This window comes from Flavobacterium johnsoniae (assembly GCF_030388325.1).
GTDB lineage: Bacteria > Bacteroidota > Bacteroidia > Flavobacteriales > Flavobacteriaceae > Flavobacterium > Flavobacterium johnsoniae_C.
The window spans coordinates 971,275-986,840 of the sequence record NZ_CP103794.1; the positions used below are offsets into that span (position 1 = coordinate 971,275).

Annotated in this window: 15 protein-coding genes; 12 read left to right on the forward strand and 3 right to left on the reverse strand. The window is 33.6% G+C overall.

The genetic code is table 11. The features are described 5' to 3' along the window. Positions 1-52 precede the first annotated feature (52 nt). The 5 genes from hemE to NYQ10_RS04390 all read left to right on the forward strand — a co-directional run bounded on the left by hemE (position 53) and on the right by NYQ10_RS04390 (position 4,507). Positions 53-1,078 carry a uroporphyrinogen decarboxylase gene (hemE, locus tag NYQ10_RS04370; protein WP_289879057.1) on the forward strand — a complete coding sequence of 342 codons (1,026 nt, stop codon included), beginning with the start codon at positions 53-55 and terminating at the stop codon, positions 1,076-1,078. A gap of 72 nt (positions 1,079-1,150) precedes the next feature. Beyond that, a complete protein-coding gene (locus NYQ10_RS04375; protein WP_289879058.1) occupies positions 1,151-1,531 on the forward strand; it encodes a hypothetical protein in 381 nt (126 codons plus the stop codon). Positions 1,532-1,536: 5 nt separating this feature from the next. Then, positions 1,537-2,439, forward strand: coding sequence for an oxygen-dependent coproporphyrinogen oxidase (gene hemF / locus NYQ10_RS04380; protein WP_289879059.1), 903 nt, complete (start codon positions 1,537-1,539; stop codon positions 2,437-2,439). Between the two features lie 154 nt (positions 2,440-2,593). Then, positions 2,594-3,532: a DUF4421 family protein gene (locus tag NYQ10_RS04385; RefSeq protein ID WP_289879060.1), complete on the forward strand. Its 939-nt coding sequence runs from the start codon at positions 2,594-2,596 to the stop codon at positions 3,530-3,532. An 87-nt stretch (positions 3,533-3,619) separates the two neighbouring features. Next, a complete protein-coding gene (locus tag NYQ10_RS04390) occupies positions 3,620-4,507 on the forward strand; it encodes a fructose bisphosphate aldolase (protein ID WP_289881008.1) in 888 nt (295 codons plus the stop codon). 119 nt (positions 4,508-4,626) lie between these two features. On the opposite strand, the gene NYQ10_RS04395 is transcribed toward NYQ10_RS04390, so the two are convergent. Then, positions 4,627-5,127 carry an ankyrin repeat domain-containing protein gene (locus tag NYQ10_RS04395; protein ID WP_289879061.1) on the reverse strand — a complete coding sequence of 167 codons (501 nt, stop codon included), beginning with the start codon at positions 5,125-5,127 and terminating at the stop codon, positions 4,627-4,629. A 249-nt stretch (positions 5,128-5,376) separates the two neighbouring features. On the opposite strand from NYQ10_RS04395, the gene hemB reads away from it, so the two are divergent. From hemB to NYQ10_RS04410, 3 genes are read left to right on the forward strand one after another with little or no spacing between them, the layout of a single operon-like run. Continuing rightward, positions 5,377-6,369: a porphobilinogen synthase gene (gene hemB / locus NYQ10_RS04400; protein ID WP_289879062.1), complete on the forward strand. Its 993-nt coding sequence runs from the start codon at positions 5,377-5,379 to the stop codon at positions 6,367-6,369. A 52-nt stretch (positions 6,370-6,421) separates the two neighbouring features. After that, on the forward strand, positions 6,422-7,336 hold the full coding sequence (locus NYQ10_RS04405; RefSeq protein ID WP_289879063.1) for a hypothetical protein: 915 nt from the start codon (positions 6,422-6,424) through the stop codon (positions 7,334-7,336). Between the two features lie 10 nt (positions 7,337-7,346). Next, the gene (locus NYQ10_RS04410; protein WP_289879064.1) at positions 7,347-7,745 is read left to right on the forward strand and encodes a c-type cytochrome; all 399 of its coding nucleotides are present in this window, start codon (positions 7,347-7,349) and stop codon (positions 7,743-7,745) included. Positions 7,746-7,810: 65 nt separating this feature from the next. Here the strand turns inward: NYQ10_RS04410 and NYQ10_RS04415 are convergent, their stop codons facing one another. Together NYQ10_RS04415 and NYQ10_RS04420 are read right to left on the reverse strand one after the other, a co-directional pair. Then, entirely contained in the window at positions 7,811-9,871 is a 2,061-nt protein-coding gene (locus tag NYQ10_RS04415) for a M13 family metallopeptidase (RefSeq protein WP_289879065.1), read from the reverse strand. Positions 9,872-10,035: 164 nt separating this feature from the next. Continuing rightward, a complete protein-coding gene (locus tag NYQ10_RS04420) occupies positions 10,036-12,093 on the reverse strand; it encodes a M13 family metallopeptidase (RefSeq protein ID WP_289879066.1) in 2,058 nt (685 codons plus the stop codon). Between the two features lie 226 nt (positions 12,094-12,319). Here NYQ10_RS04420 and NYQ10_RS04425 point away from each other — a divergent pair, with 226 nt between their 5' ends. The 4 genes from NYQ10_RS04425 (at position 12,320) to NYQ10_RS04440 (ending at position 15,559) form a co-directional block, all read left to right on the forward strand. After that, positions 12,320-12,985, forward strand: a complete 666-nt coding sequence (locus tag NYQ10_RS04425) for an SCO family protein (RefSeq protein ID WP_289879067.1) — start codon at positions 12,320-12,322, stop codon at positions 12,983-12,985. Positions 12,986-13,088: 103 nt separating this feature from the next. Then, complete coding sequence (locus NYQ10_RS04430) at positions 13,089-13,328, forward strand: FeoA family protein (protein ID WP_144216515.1); 240 nt, start codon at positions 13,089-13,091, stop codon at positions 13,326-13,328. Continuing rightward, positions 13,328-15,427, forward strand: a complete 2,100-nt coding sequence (feoB, locus tag NYQ10_RS04435; RefSeq protein ID WP_289879068.1) for a ferrous iron transport protein B — start codon at positions 13,328-13,330, stop codon at positions 15,425-15,427. Before NYQ10_RS04430 ends, feoB begins: the two co-directional genes overlap by 1 nt. A 6-nt stretch (positions 15,428-15,433) precedes the next feature. Then, positions 15,434-15,559, forward strand: coding sequence for a FeoB-associated Cys-rich membrane protein (locus NYQ10_RS04440; protein WP_115887728.1), 126 nt, complete (start codon positions 15,434-15,436; stop codon positions 15,557-15,559). Positions 15,560-15,566 lie beyond the last annotated feature (7 nt).

The window sequence follows — 15,566 nt, forward strand, 5'->3', positions numbered from 1 at the left end:
ATAGTTAAACAAGCTTAAAGCCTAAAGCTTAAAGCCTAAAGCAAAGAAAAAAATGTTAAAAAACGACCTATTTTTAAAAGCATTAAAAGGAGAAACAGTACAGCGTCCGCCGGTATGGATGATGCGTCAGGCAGGAAGATATTTACCAGAATTTAGAGAACTTCGTGATAAATATGATTTCTTTACGCGTTGCGAAACTCCAGAATTAGCTGCTGAAATCACGGTTCAGCCAATTCGCCGAATTGCTCCCGATGCCGCAATTTTGTTCTCAGATATTTTGGTAGTGCCTCGCGCAATGGGAATTCACGTTGAATTAAAAGATAATTTAGGTCCGATTATTCCAAATCCGATTCGTTCTTTGGCAGATGTTCATAAAGTTTATGTTCCAGATGTAAATGAAACTTTAGGTTACGTTTTTGATGCTGTAAAATTGACTAAAGAAATGTTGAACGACGAAGTGCCATTAATTGGTTTCGCTGGTTCGCCTTGGACAATTTTCTGTTATGCTGTTGAAGGAAAAGGTTCTAAAAGTTTTGATACTGCAAAAGGATTCTGTTTTTCAAATCCAGCTGCTGCACATACTTTATTGCAAAAAATCACAGATACGACTATTTTATACTTAAAAGAAAAAGTAAAATCGGGAGTAAATGCCGTTCAGATTTTTGATTCTTGGGGAGGAATGCTTTCTCCAGTTGATTATCAGGAATTTTCATGGAAATACATCAACCAGATTGTTGACGCTTTAGCTGATATTACTCCGGTAATCGTTTTCGGAAAAGGTTGTTGGTTTGCTCTTGGCGAAATGGGTAAAAGTCGTGCTTCTGCATTAGGAGTAGATTGGACTTGTTCGGCAAGAAATGCTCGTTATTTGTCTGGTGGAAATATTACTTTACAAGGAAATTTTGATCCCTCAAGATTACTTTCTCCAATTCCGACTATCAAGAAAATGGTTCACGAAATGATCGACGAATTCGGAAAAGATAAATATATCGTAAATTTAGGTCACGGAATTTTACCAAATATCCCTGTAGATCACGCAAAAGCGTTTATTGACGCGGTGAAGGAATACGGGCAATAATAGTATTCAGTTTTAAGTCGCAGTATTCAGTTTTGCTCTGCGACTGTAAACTGAACTGAAAACTCAAAAAAAATGCTAAACAAAGGCTTAAGAGACGAAGAAAAAATTAGAATTGATAACGTTCTCAAAACGTTAAGAACCCTTATTTTTGTTCCTTATCCTTTGAGTCATTTACAAAAATCAGATATCGAAAATCAATTAAAAGAGTTTGGATTAAATGTTGAAACTTTAGTCAATTATTCAAATGAAGATTTAATCACATTATTAAACCGTCTTCATTTTGACTGGGAACAATTAGAGCAATTTGGAGATATTTTAATAGAATTTTCAAAAGAAGAAAATTATAATTTTGAAGATAAAGCTTTGGCTATTTATCAATATATACAGCAGGAAAGCAAGGTTTTTTCTTTTGGAATAAATGGAAAAATTGCTTCGGCGAAAGCCAAAAAATAATTACAATGAAAGATCAATTTTACGCCTACATACAAAACTTACAAGACCAAATCTGCGCTGGATTAGAAGCTGTTGACGGAACTGCAAAATTTCGTGAAGATTTATGGAAACGTCCAGAAGGTGGCGGCGGTAGAACTCGCGTTATTGAAAATGGAGCTGTTTTCGAAAAAGGCGGTGTCAACATTTCAGCCGTTCACGGAAAACTTCCTGAAACGATGCAAAAAATGTTTGGCGTTGGCGAAGCCGATTTCTTTGCCTGCGGATTAAGTTTAGTAATTCACCCGAAAAACCCAATGGTTCCTACTGTGCACGCCAACTGGCGTTATTTTGAAATGTATGATGAATCTGGAAAAGTAATCAATCAATGGTTTGGCGGCGGACAGGATTTAACGCCTTATTACTTGTTTGAAGAAGATGCAAAACACTTTCATCAAACATGTAAAACTGCTTGCGATAAACACAATCCAGAGTTTTATCCGAAATATAAAAAACAATGTGATTCGTATTTTTGGAACGCACATCGTAATGAAGCCCGCGGACTTGGCGGTTTATTCTTTGATTATTGCAAAGCAAATGAGCAAATGTCAATGGAAAACTGGTACGATTTTGTAACCGAAGTCGGAAATAGTTTCCTTGAAGCTTATGTTCCTATTGTTGAAAGAAGAAAAAATCTAGAATACACTCCAGAAAACAGAACGTGGCAGGAAATCCGTCGTGGTCGTTATGTTGAGTTTAATCTTGTTCATGATAAAGGAACTTTATTTGGTTTAAAAACCAACGGAAGAATTGAAAGTATTTTAATGAGCTTGCCTCCGCATGTGCAATGGGTTTATGATCATCATCCAGAAGCAGGAAGCGAAGAAGAAAAATTGATCAATGTGTTGCAGAATCCAGTTGATTGGGTTTAATATTATTGCCTAAAAATTTATTTAACACATAGAAAAATAGATTTAAAGACCTATCTTAGAGGAGATTTTAAAAAATTACATTTTTTCATATAACACTATGTGATTTATTTGGAATAAAATGTCTTTTTTAAAACAATCCAAAAACTATGTTTCTATGTGTTTAAAACTAATTTACACTACATTCTTCGCCAGCATTTTTGGATGTTTCGCCCAAAACGATTCCATACGAAATCCGTATTTTAAATCTTATAATGATAAAATTACGGCAAGCGTTTATTATTTAGACACTTCTAATAGTTTTCAGATTGCTTCGGATAATCCAGAAACCAAAATGTATTTCAATCTAATTCCGAATCGAAGAGAACAGATTGGTTTCAACTTAAATTATAAAATCATTGATATTGGTATTGGTTTTGCTCCCAAATTTCTGAGTCAGAATAAAGGCGATTCGCATTCTAAACATTTTAATTTCAATACACGTTTTTATTTCAAAAAATGGATGCAGTCGTTCACTTTCATCAATCAAAAAGGGTTTTATATTAGCGAAGATAACTTTATGGCACAGTTGCCAGATATGAGAACTATGAAAATCGGCGGATCAACAGCTTATGTTTTCAATGATAAATTTTCTTTTAAAACACTCGTAAGTCAAAACGAATGGCAGACTAAAAGTTCTGGAAGTTTTATTCCGACCTTCTCATTTTATTACACAAATTTGGATGTAAATACAAAAGATTCATCGCCTGGAGATATTTATGTATTTACGCTCGCTCCTTCTTATTTCTATAATTTTGTAATTAGTGACCGCGTTTTAATTGGTGCAGGACTTGCTTTAGGCGCTGGCTTAAATGTTATTGACAAAGAAACTTCGGCACTCTATCAAGCTGATTTCAATTTAAAATTAGCATATAATAAAGACCGTTTTTTTGCTTTTGCAACTCTAAATACAATAAGTTTTGCTCAAGATGATAAAGTTGATCCGAGATTAAACGATCATATTGCAACCTTAAAACTTTCTGCGGGTTATCGATTTGATCCTCCTAAAAAGGTAAAAGAAGTTTATGATAAAGTAAATGAGAAAATCGGACTTTAATAAAACTACAATCTCATAATCAATAAGTTGTAAAAATTGCTTAAATTACATGGATTTACAAAACTAAAATTCATTATTATGGCAAATGTGAACAAAGAGCAGTTAAATCTCATGCATTCTGGAAAAGGTTTTATTGCGGCACTAGACCAAAGCGGCGGAAGTACACCAAAAGCATTACTACAATATGGCGTACAAGAAAATCAATATTCGAACGAAGAAGAAATGTACACGATTGTGCATGAAATGAGAACTCGAATTATTAAAAGTCCTTCTTTTGACAGCAAACATATTTTAGGTGCTATTTTGTTTGAAAACACTATTGATCGCAAAATAGATAATCTTTGGACTGCAGATTATTTATGGGAAAAGAAAAATATAGTTCCGTTTCTAAAAGTTGATAAAGGATTGGCAGATCTTGCTAGCGGTGTTCAATTGATGAAACCAATTCCGAATTTGGATGAATTGCTGACAAGAGCTGTAGAACGAAATATTTTTGGAACTAAAATGCGTTCGTTTATTAAAGAAGCAAATCCAGACGGAATTCGCGATATTGTAGAACAGCAATTTAGAGTGGGTTTGCAGATTTTCCAAAAAGGACTAATTCCGATTATTGAACCTGAAATTGATATTTATAGTGCTGATAAAGAAAAATCAGAAGAAATTTTAAAACAAGAAATCAAAAAACAGCTTGATTTATTGGATAAAGATGTGAAAGTGATGCTGAAACTTTCTATTCCAACAAAACCTAATTTTTATAGTGATTTGATGTCCGACTCTCATGTCGTTCGCGTAGTAGCACTTTCTGGTGGATATTCTAGAGAAGAAGCCAATGAAAAACTGGCAGAAAACCACGGATTAATTGCTAGTTTTTCAAGAGCATTATCTGAAGGATTAACGGCAGACCAATCGGATGCTGATTTTAATAATCAAATTGGGAAATCCATTCAAGAAATTTATGAGGCTTCGATTACTTAAAAGATATTTCGATAGCGCGGATTTGTAATCCGTGCCCGCAACAGTGAGACACAATACTAATTCTCAAAGCAAAAAATCAATCTTTGTGGGCACGGATTACAAATCCGCGCTATCGGCTATTATTTGAAAAACTTTTTTACGTCGGAATTACTAATCGAATTAGCTAAACAAAAAGCGCTTATTCCGTTATTATTTTCTAAATTAATATTCGCCCCACTTTTAATCAACTTTTCTATAAAAAATCCATTTTGATCTCGATAAAACATAACGGCGGTCCATATAATTGAATTTCCATTTGCATCGGTAGAATTTACATCTGCTCCTAATTCAATTAGATAATTTACAATATTTTCTAACTTCATAAAAACAGCAAGATGCAATGGACTTCTTTTAAAATTACCTTTGCTTTGTTTTTGATTGATATTAAGACCTTTTGACAATATAATATCGATAACATCTTTATAGCTCATTTTCAAATTCTCTGATTCTTTTATATAACAGTGAAGGATATTATTTCCGAAATTATCTACTTCTAGAATATTATAATCCGTTAAAGTTTCTTTAAATTCTATAAAATTTGAATTAAATAAAATCCTGCTCAATTCTTCAATTCTAATCATAAATAAAATTATTACAAAATAAGATTTTTCTTAATTTTACAAATCTACTTCAAATTTCAACATCCAACCAAATTTTTAGATAATATTAACTCATTCTACAATACCCTAAACGCCTTATTCTGTTCCTTTTTCTTTAACTTTGCACCACTTATAAAAAAGTAAAAGAATCTTCAAAAAGAAAAAACAAAACTTCATTTTAGAGACAACGATTAATCAATCTAAAATCTAAAATCTAAAATCTAAAATTATATGTTTCCACTACAAAGAAACCGCCGTTTGAGAACCAATGAATCTATTCGTTCATTAGTTCGCGAAACCAGTTTGAGTCCACAAGATTTTATGCTTCCTATGTTTGTTGCAGAAGGAAAAGATGTAAAATCGGCTATTCCTTCGATGCCTGGAATTTATCGTCATTCTTTAGATAACACGATCAAAGAAGTAAAAGAAGCTTGGGATTTAGGAATTAGAGCGGTGAATATTTATGTAAAAGTATCGGAAAATTTAAAAGACAATAAAGGAACTGAAGCTTGGAACAAAGACGGTTTAATGCAGCAAACGATTCGTGCGATTAAAGATGCTGTTCCAGAAATGATTGTAATGCCAGACGTTGCTTTAGATCCGTATTCTATTTACGGTCACGACGGAATTATCGAAAAAGGGCAATTATTAAATGATCCAACTGTTGATGCTTTAACTCGTATGAGTTTAAGCCATGCCGAAGCTGGTGCCGATTTCGTAGCGCCAAGTGACATGATGGACGGAAGAGTTCTGAAAATCAGACAAGCATTAGAAGAAAACGGACATCATAATGTTGGAATTATGAGTTACAGCGCAAAATATGCTTCTGCATTTTACGGTCCTTTCCGCGATGCTTTGGATTCTGCTCCTGTTGATTCTCAAGATATTCCGAAAGATAAAAAAACGTATCAAATGGATTATGCAAACCGAATTGAAGGAATTCGCGAAGCTTTATTAGATGTTGAAGAAGGTGCAGATATCGTAATGGTAAAACCAGGAATTGCGTATTTGGATATTGTTCGTGAAATAAAAGATAAAGTGCATGTTCCTGTTTCTGTTTACCAAGTTTCTGGCGAATATGCGATGGTAAAAGCAGCCGCAGAACGAGGATGGTTAGATCACGATAAAATTATGATTGAGCAGTTATATTGCATTAAACGTGCTGGTGCAAGTATCATCACAACTTATTTTGCAAAAGAAGCGGCAATATTTTTAAATAAGTAATTAATTACAAAAAAAACATATATTTTAGCGCAACAAATCTAAACTATAATATATGAAAAATCTATTACTTACTGTTATGATGGCTGCTGGCTTAAGCTCTGTAGCACAAGAAATTAAATTTAAAAAAGACAAAATCAGCATTGATGGAACCGAGGTTGCCATTCTGGACAAGGTAAAAGTAAATTACAAAATCTTGTCTTTAGACAACAGACCGATCTTTTCTATAGAAAGAAAAAATGTTTTAATGCTTGACGGATCTACTTTTAACTGGTCTGTACTTACTGATTTAAGTAATGGTAAAACAAATGAAGTAGTTGATTATGGTAAAGATCAAGGTTTAAGTTTTCAGAAAACGATTGTTGCAAGTGTTTGTAACGACAAATACAAATTTATCAGCTCGGCAGGTATTGATGAAAAAGGTGTTTTAGAATTCATAAACGGAACACCAACCGACATTCAAAAAGTAATTGCTGACGCCAATCAGAAAACGGTTGATCAGTTAAAAATTGAAGCTGATGCAATGGCTGCTTTAAAAATAAAAGTAACAGACGGAGTTATTTACCAAAAACAGGAAGTTCTAAAAGAAAACGGAATGGCTGAGGATTATGTAAAAATTGGAAATGTGGTAAAACAAAACATCACATTTATGGCTAACTGGCCACCAAGTTTAGTTTACATGGTAAATTCTGTGTTTACAACAATAGATAATAACAACAGAGAGCAAGTAAGAACCAGAGAAATTGGTGGTTGGTATGCAACTAAAACAGGTTATGCTAATCCGAAAACAGGTAAAAATATTAAAGACGAAATAATTACTGCCGACAATAAATATTTCCCTTTAAGAGGAACTCTTACTGATACAGAAAAAATTAATCTTTCTTTTTCTAAAGGAGATAAAGATTTACTTGAAAAACAAATTGTAGCAAAATTACTTTACAATGGCTACAAATTTGAAGCAATGAAATAATAATTAAAATATGAATAAAGCAGTATTTTTAGCTGCTGTTTTAGCTTTTGCCTCTTGTAAAAAAGAGGGTTCCGAAAAAACAGATCAGACAAATGAAACCTATTCTGAAGGAGAATCGGCAAAAGCCAAAACACCAGAAGAATTAGGAAAACAAATTTTTGAAGGAACTGGAAATTGCTTTGCATGCCATCAGCCAGATCAAAAAGTAATTGGGCCGAGCATTAAAGAAATTGCCAAAATCTACAAAGACAAAAATGGTAATATGGTTAATTTCTTAAAAGGAAATGCAGAACCAATTGTCGATCCGAGTCAGTTTGAGGTTATGAAAACCAATTTTGCAATCACTCAGGCAATGTCTGATGAAGAACTGAAAGCTATCGAAACTTACATTTACACTCATCTAAAATAATTGACTTTTATTATAAAAAAACGGCGCTTTTATCAAGCGCCGTTTTTTATTTATTCTAGACTAAATTACCAGATTTTAACCCTTTTTTCAGGTTCTAAATACATCGGATCTCCTTTTTTGATTCCGAAAGCCTCGTAGAAAGAATCTAAGTTTTTAATTGGCACAACCGCTCTGTACATTCCTGGAGAGTGCGGATCTGTTTTAACTTGACTTTTAATTGCTTCGTCACGAGATTTTGTTCTCCAAACTGTTGCCCAAGAAATAAAGAAACGCTGTTCTGGAGTAAATCCGTCGATTAAACCTGGATTACCGTGTTTTTTCAAATACAATTGTAAACCATCGTAAGCAGCATTTGTACCGCCCAAATCTCCGATATTTTCACCCAATGTAAATTTACCATCTACAAAAATACCAGGAAGCGGCTCTAAAGCGCTGTATTGCGCTGCTAGCTGACCTCCAAGAGCTGTAAATTGTTTTAAGTCTTCTGGTGTCCACCAATCAACTAAATTCCCGTCAGCATTGTAACGCGCTCCAGAATCATCAAAACCATGAGAGATTTCGTGTCCGATTACAGCTCCAATTCCACCATAATTTACAGCTTCATCAGCTTGATAATTGTAGAACGGTGGTTGCAAAATCGCTGCTGGGAATACAATTTCATTATAAGAAGGATTGAAATAAGCGTTAACCGTTTGCGGAGACATTCCCCACTCTGTTTTATCAACCGGTTTCCCTAATTTTGCCAAGTTTTCAGCATAAGCCCATTTTGATAAATTTTTCATGTTATCAAAATAAGTTCCGCCTTCATTTACATTTTTAAGTTCTAGTTTAGAATAATCTTTCCATTTATCAGGATAACCAATCTTAACTGTCAATTTGTTTAGTTTCTCAATAGCTTTTACTTTAGTCTCTTTAGACATCCAAGGCAAAGCATTGATTCTGTTTTCGTAAGCTAACATTACATTAGCAATCATGTCTTTTGCTTTTGCTTTTGCTTCAGCTGGAAATAATTTTTCTACATATAATTTTCCTAAAGCTTCTCCCGTTGCTCCGTTGATTACTTGAAGTGCAACTTCTTCACGCGGACGCTGTTTTAAAGCTCCTGTTAATGTTTTTCCGTAAAAATCGAAGTTTGCGTTTTCAATATCTGTAGACAATGTTGAAGCCGCTCTATTTAACAGCGACCATTTCAAATACTCTTTCCAAGCTTCTACTTTCTTTTCTGTAAAAGTCTTTTCTAAAGCGATCATGTAACGAGGCTGAGCAACGTTTACAGTATCTAATTTTGCCATTCCGATTCCTGCGAAATATTTCTCCCATTGAATAGAAGGCGTATTTTTTTTCAAATCTGCAACAGCAGTTGGATTGTATTGTTTTCTTCTGTCTCTTCTTTCTACACGATCTAATCTTGGTGAAGACATTTCAACTTCTAAAGCTAAAATTTGTTTTGCACTTTCTTTTGCTTTTGCTGGAGATTCTCCAATGTATTGTAACATTCTAGCAACGTGTACTTCATATTTCTCACGTTTTTCTTTAGAATCTTTATCGTCTGAATTGTAGTAATCTTTATCAGATAATCCTAACCCTCCTGGACTTAATGTTACCGAATTTTTATTACTATTTTTAGCATCAGCTCCAACGTAAACTCCAAAAAAACCTGAGCCACCTGTAAGCTGCATTTCAGTGATATAATTCTGAAGATCTGCAACGTTTTTAATAGCATCGATTTTCTTTAAATAAGGCTGAAGTGGCGTAACTCCTCTTTTATTTCTTCCAACAGTATCTAAAATAGTATTGAATAAAGCAATTGCTTTACCTTGATCTGTATTAGATTTATACTTCGGATCTTTAGAAGCTGCTTTTAAAATAGCAAGTGCATCGTTATCTGTCTTTTGACGAAGTTCATTAAAACTTCCCCAAGAGTTACGGTCACTTGGAATTTCTGTTTTATCTAACCAGGCACCGTTTACATAACGGAAAAAATCCTGACTTGCACTAACTTTAGGATCCATGTTAGAAACATTAATTCCTGGTTCCTTTGGCTTTGTATTTTGTGCTTGTACTGCCGTTAACGATAACATTGCAGAAACCACACAAAACATAGGTTTAGAAAGCTTTTTAATCATTTTTTTTTAGTGTTTTAGTATATTTACAAACATATTGTTATTATTTCTAACTCTATGTTAAAATTTCCGAATAATTAATCTAAAAATATATCTAACGTATTTTTTTGTTTAAAATGAATAAAAAACGACGCTAGATAAGCGCCGTTTTTACTATTTGATTTGAATTACCAGATTTTAACTCGTTTGTCTGGCTCAACATACATTTTATCACCTTTCTTAATATCGAAAGCATTGTAGAAAGCATCAACATTTTGAATTGGCACATAAGCTCTGTACATTCCAGGAGAGTGTGGATCTGTTTTCACTTGATTTTTGATTGCTTCATCTCTAGTTTTGGTTCTCCAAACGGTAGCCCAAGAAATAAAGAAACGTTGTTCTGGCGTAAATCCGTCGATTAAACCTGGATTTCCTTTTTCTTTTAAGTATAATTGAAGACCATCGTAAGCTGCATTAATTCCACCTAAATCTCCAATATTTTCACCTAAAGTAAAGTTTCCATCAACGTGAATTCCTGGCAATGGCTCAAGTGCGCTATATTGGTTTGCTAAAGCAGTTCCTAAAGCTGTAAATTGTTTTAAGTCTTCTTCTGTCCACCAATCAACTAAGTTTCCGTCAGCATTGTAACGAGCACCAGAATCGTCAAATCCGTGAGAGATTTCGTGTCCGATTACAGCTCCGATTCCACCATAATTAACTGCTTCGTCAGCTTGGTAATTGTAAAAAGGCGGTTGTAAAATTGCCGCTGGAAATACAATTTCATTATAAGATGGATTGTAATAAGCATTTACAGTTTGAGGAGACATATGCCATTCTGTTTTATCAACTGGTTTAGGCAATTTATCCACGCTTTTCTTAAAGTTCCATTTTGCTAAGTTTTTCATGTTATCAAAATAGCTTCCTCCCTCTGCAACACTTTTAATTTCAAGAGCAGAATAATCTTTCCATTTATCAGGATATCCAACTTTGATCGTAATTTTATTTAGCTTCTCAATCGCTTTTGCTTTAGTATCTTTAGACATCCAAGTTAAATTGTTAATACGGTTTTGGTACGCCATAATTACATTATGAATCATGTCAACCGCTTTTGCTTTAGCTTCAGCTGGAAAAACTTTCTCAACATAAAGTTTTCCAAGTGCCTCACCAACAGTTCCGTTAACTAGGTTTAATGCTCTTTCTTCAGCAGGAAGCTGCTTAATTGCACCTCTTAATGTTTTGCTGTAAAAATCAAAATTAGCTTGGTCAATTTCTGTAGTCAATTGGCTAGCAGCACCGTTTAGAAGATCCCATTTTAGGTATTCTTTCCATTGTGCCACTTTATTTTCTTTAAAAACAGTTTCTAGAGCTGTCATGTATTTAGGCTCAGAAACAATTACCGATTCTAATTTCGTAATTCCTAAACCTGCAAAATATTCATTCCATTTGATGGCTGGAGTCAATTTCTGAATTTCAGCAATTGTCATCGGATTGTATTGCAAACGGCTGTCTCTTCTTTCAACTCTGTTTAATCTTGGTTTAGACAATTCTGTCTCTAAAGCTAAAATTTCAGCAGCACTTTGTTTTGCTTTTTCTGGAGATTCTCCAATAAACTGCATCATTCTTGCTACGTGCAATTCGTATTTAGCTCGCTTTTCTTTAGAATCTTTATCATCAGAGATGTAATAATCTTTGTCTGAAAGTCCAAGGCTGCTTGGAGCTAGGTTTACAGAGTTTATAGAACTGTTTTTATCGTCAGCGCCAATGTAAATTCCGAAAAATCCAGAACCGCCTTCTTTTTCCGTTTCTACTAAATATTTCTGAACATCAGCAATATTTTTAATAGCGTCGATTTTTTTCAAATACGGTTTTAAAGGCTCAATTCCTCTTTTATTTCTTCCAACAGAATCTAAATAAGTATTGAATAAATTAACCGCTTTTCCCTGATCTGTATTAGACTTGTATTTTGGGTTTTTAGAAGCTTCTTTTAAAACTGCCATTACATCTTTGTCCGTTCTTTTGATCAGTTCATTAAAACTTCCCCAAGTTGTTCTGTCGCTAGGAATTTCAGTTTTATCCAACCAAGTTCCGTTTACATATCTAAAAAAGTCCTGACTTGGTTTTACTTTCGTATCCATATAAGATACATTGATACCTGGTTCTTTTGGAGCGTTTTGTGCTTGAACTGCTGTCAACGAAAACATTGCAGATAAAACACCAAACACAGGTTTAGCAAATTGTTTTTTCATAAAAATTTAGTGTTTAAGGGAAAATACAAACATATTGTTATTATCTTGAATATTATGTTAAAATTCTAACTGAAAAGCCGTAAAGACATTCAAATTTCACAATTAGAGTTTTAAAACTATTTTATTAGACAGCTAAATGTTGTAAATGTTACAAAAGGCTGTTAAAAAAATAATACAGTAAAGTTTTTAAAATCTGCTTTTTGTATTTTTGCGCCAAATTATTTTTATGAAATCGCTTTTATATAAATACCGTAAATTCTTTATTGTTTTAATAGTATTTTCGGTTGTTACGATATCCTTGTTTTACTCTGCATTAAAACCTAAAAAAACACTTCCAATTTACAATCCGTCTGATGTAAATCCTGAATTAGTGGATAGCACCATTCAATATAAAAGCAAATACCACACGATTGCCGATTTTTCTTTTGTAAATCAAAATGGCGATACGATTACACAAAAAAATTACGAAGGAAAAATTTATGTTGCCGATTTCTTCTTTACCACTTGCGGATCAATCTGCCCGAAAATGTCAACTAATTTGGTTGAAGTTCAAAAAGCGGTTTTAAATAATCCGCAAGTAATGTTACTTTCTCACACCGTTTTTCCAGAAGTAGACAGCGTTTCTGTTTTAAAAGCGTATGCCATTAAATATGGCGTTGTAGACAGCAAATGGAATTTGGTTACTGGAGATAAAAAAGAAATCTACACGATGGCCAGAAAATCATATTTGGCTGTAAAAATGGGAAGACCAGATCAGCTTTACGATATGGTTCATACCGAGAATTTTGTTTTGGTTGATCAAAAACGTCGCGTTCGAGGATTTTATGACGGAACAAATAAGGAAGATATAAAACGACTTTTAGAAGACATCGATTTCCTTTCTCAAGAGTAAAATCCTTTATTTTTAGAAAGTTTTAGCATTTGTCGAAGTGTTAAATGCCTTGAAATAAAGAATAATTGCCTACTTTTGCAATCTAAATTCAATCTAAATAAGCTTGCAAAATACAATACACACCCTGAAAAAAGGCGAAAAAGCCATTATCAAAGATTTTGATATCGATCTTATTCCACTTAAATTATTAGAAATGGGTTGTCTGCCTGGCAGCTTAGTTGAATTACTGCAAGTTGCACCTTTTGGCGATCCTTTATATTTAGACATAAACGGCTCACATGTTGCAATTCGTATTGAAACGGCTCGTGAAATTGAAGTTGAACTTATCCAAAACAATTTATAATGAGCGTTCAGAATATCAATGTTGCCCTTATCGGAAATCCAAATACCGGAAAAACTTCTGTTTTTAATCAGCTTACAGGTTTAAATCAACAAGTTGGAAATTATCCTGGAATCACGGTTGAGAAAAAAATGGGTTTCTGTAAATTACCCAATAATGTAAAAGCCAATATTTTAGATTTACCAGGAACATATAGTTTGAACGCTAGTTCAATGGACGAAAGTGTGGTTATCGAACTTTTATTGAATAAAAACGACAAACTTTATCCAGACGTTGCCGTTGTGGTAACAGATGTTGAAAATCTGAAAAGAAACTTACTGATTTACACTCAAATAAAAGACCTTGAAATTCCGACGATTTTGGTTATCAATATGTCAGATCGTATGGAAAGAAAAGGAATTACTCTTGACATTCCGTATTTAGAAGAGAAACTAAAAACTAAAATTGCTTTAGTAAGTTCAAGAAAAGGTTTAGGAATTGATGAGCTAAAAGAACTTATTGTTTCTTATAAAACCATACCGCACGAGCCATGTTTAAACGCTTCTGTAATTGATCCTGAATATTTTGAAAAACTTCAGCATGCATTTCCAAATCAATTAATGTACAAATTGTGGCTTGTAATTACGCAAGATGTCAATTTTTCAAATTTGGATCGAAATGAAGTTCGTAACACTTTCACCAAATCACATTCAGAACTAAAACGTCTTCAGCAAAAAGAAACTATAAAAAGATATCAGTTTATAAATGATGTTCTAAAAGAAGGTCTAAAAGTTGATGCTTCGATGGCAAAAGATATTCGTGCAAAACTTGATCGCATTTTAACGCATAAAGTTTTCGGTTACGTTATTTTCTTTGCCATTTTATTTTTGATTTTCCAATCGATTTTCAGCTGGTCAACCATTCCGATGGATTTTATTGACAGCACTTTTGCTTCTTTAAGCAGTTGGGTTGCAGAAGAATTGCCAAGCGGAATTTTAACTGATTTACTTTCGCAAGGAATTATTCCGGGAATTGGCGGAGTTGTTATTTTTATTCCACAAATTGCCGTCTTATTCTTGTTTATTTCGATTTTGGAAGAAAGTGGATATATGAGCCGCGTCGTATTTTTAATGGACAAAATCATGCGCCGATTTGGGCTTTCTGGAAAAAGCGTCGTGCCTTTGATTTCGGGAACAGCATGTGCGATTCCGGCGATTATGGCAACAAGAAATATCGAAAACTGGAAAGAACGCCTTATTACGATCTTAGTAACGCCATTCACAACTTGTTCGGCAAGATTGCCAGTTTATGCGATTATTATTTCGCTTGTTGTTCCTAGCAAACGCATTTTTGGATTTCTGAATGTTCAAGGTTTGACCTTAATGGCATTATATGTTTTAGGATTTTTTGCAGCTATTTTATCTGCTTATATTCTGAATAAAGTTTTAAAACTAGAATCTAAAACGTATTTCGTAGTCGAAATGCCAAGTTATAAAATGCCTCTTTTCAAAAACGTCGGAATCAATGTAGTGGAAAAAACGAAAGCATTTATTGCTGGAGCAGGAAAAATCATTCTTGCAATTTCTATTATATTATGGTTTTTAGCTTCTTACGGTCCAGGAAAAGAATTTAATGATGCTGAAAACATTGTAAAAGAACGATTTGCAAATACTACTTTAGACGAAACTCAGTTTGAAAATGAAGTTAATTCTCAAAAATTAGAAAATTCATATATCGGATTAATGGGACACGCCATCGAGCCCGTAATTCAGCCTTTAGGTTACGATTGGAAAATCGGAATTGCATTAATTAGTTCGTTTGCTGCGCGTGAAGTTTTTGTTGGAACTTTAGCTACTATTTACAGCGTTGGAGACTCTGATAACGAATCAACCATAAAAAGTAAAATGCAGGCAGAAATTCATCCAGAAACTGGAAAAAAAGTGTTTGATTTTCCAACAGGAATTTCGTTATTATTATTTTATGCTTTTGCCATGCAGTGTGCTAGTACATTGGCAATTACAAAAAAAGAAACCAATTCTTGGAAATGGCCAGCAATGCAGTTAGTTTTCATGAGCGGATTGGCTTATTTTGCTGCATTAATTGCGTATCAACTTTTAAAATAAAAAGTTATGTTTCAAGAAATTATAGCCTTTACGATATTAGGATTAGCAGTTGCTTTTCTGATTAAAAAGTTCTTTTTCAAATCAAAAAAGAAAAAAGATTGTGGCAATGGAACGGATTGTGGATGCAGTTAATTTTTTA

Bases quoted from the DNA above. Each gene is read 5' to 3' on its own strand.
- NYQ10_RS04375 (WP_289879058.1), top strand. From the start codon at position 1,151: ATGCTAAACAAAGGCTTAAGAGACGAAGAAAAAATTAGAATTGATAAC.
- NYQ10_RS04405 (WP_289879063.1), top strand. From the start codon at position 6,422: ATGAAAAATCTATTACTTACTGTTATGATGGCTGCTGGCTTAAGCTCT.
- NYQ10_RS04425 (WP_289879067.1), top strand. From the start codon at position 12,320: ATGAAATCGCTTTTATATAAATACCGTAAATTCTTTATTGTTTTAATA.
- NYQ10_RS04440 (WP_115887728.1), top strand. From the start codon at position 15,434: ATGTTTCAAGAAATTATAGCCTTTACGATATTAGGATTAGCAGTTGCT.
- NYQ10_RS04395 (WP_289879061.1), bottom strand. From the start codon at position 5,127: ATGATTAGAATTGAAGAATTGAGCAGGATTTTATTTAATTCAAATTTT.
- NYQ10_RS04410 (WP_289879064.1), top strand. From the start codon at position 7,347: ATGAATAAAGCAGTATTTTTAGCTGCTGTTTTAGCTTTTGCCTCTTGT.
- hemE (WP_289879057.1), top strand. From the start codon at position 53: ATGTTAAAAAACGACCTATTTTTAAAAGCATTAAAAGGAGAAACAGTA.
- NYQ10_RS04415 (WP_289879065.1), bottom strand. From the start codon at position 9,871: ATGATTAAAAAGCTTTCTAAACCTATGTTTTGTGTGGTTTCTGCAATG.
- hemB (WP_289879062.1), top strand. From the start codon at position 5,377: ATGTTTCCACTACAAAGAAACCGCCGTTTGAGAACCAATGAATCTATT.
- hemF (WP_289879059.1), top strand. From the start codon at position 1,537: ATGAAAGATCAATTTTACGCCTACATACAAAACTTACAAGACCAAATC.
- NYQ10_RS04420 (WP_289879066.1), bottom strand. From the start codon at position 12,093: ATGAAAAAACAATTTGCTAAACCTGTGTTTGGTGTTTTATCTGCAATG.
- NYQ10_RS04385 (WP_289879060.1), top strand. From the start codon at position 2,594: ATGTGTTTAAAACTAATTTACACTACATTCTTCGCCAGCATTTTTGGA.
- feoB (WP_289879068.1), top strand. From the start codon at position 13,328: ATGAGCGTTCAGAATATCAATGTTGCCCTTATCGGAAATCCAAATACC.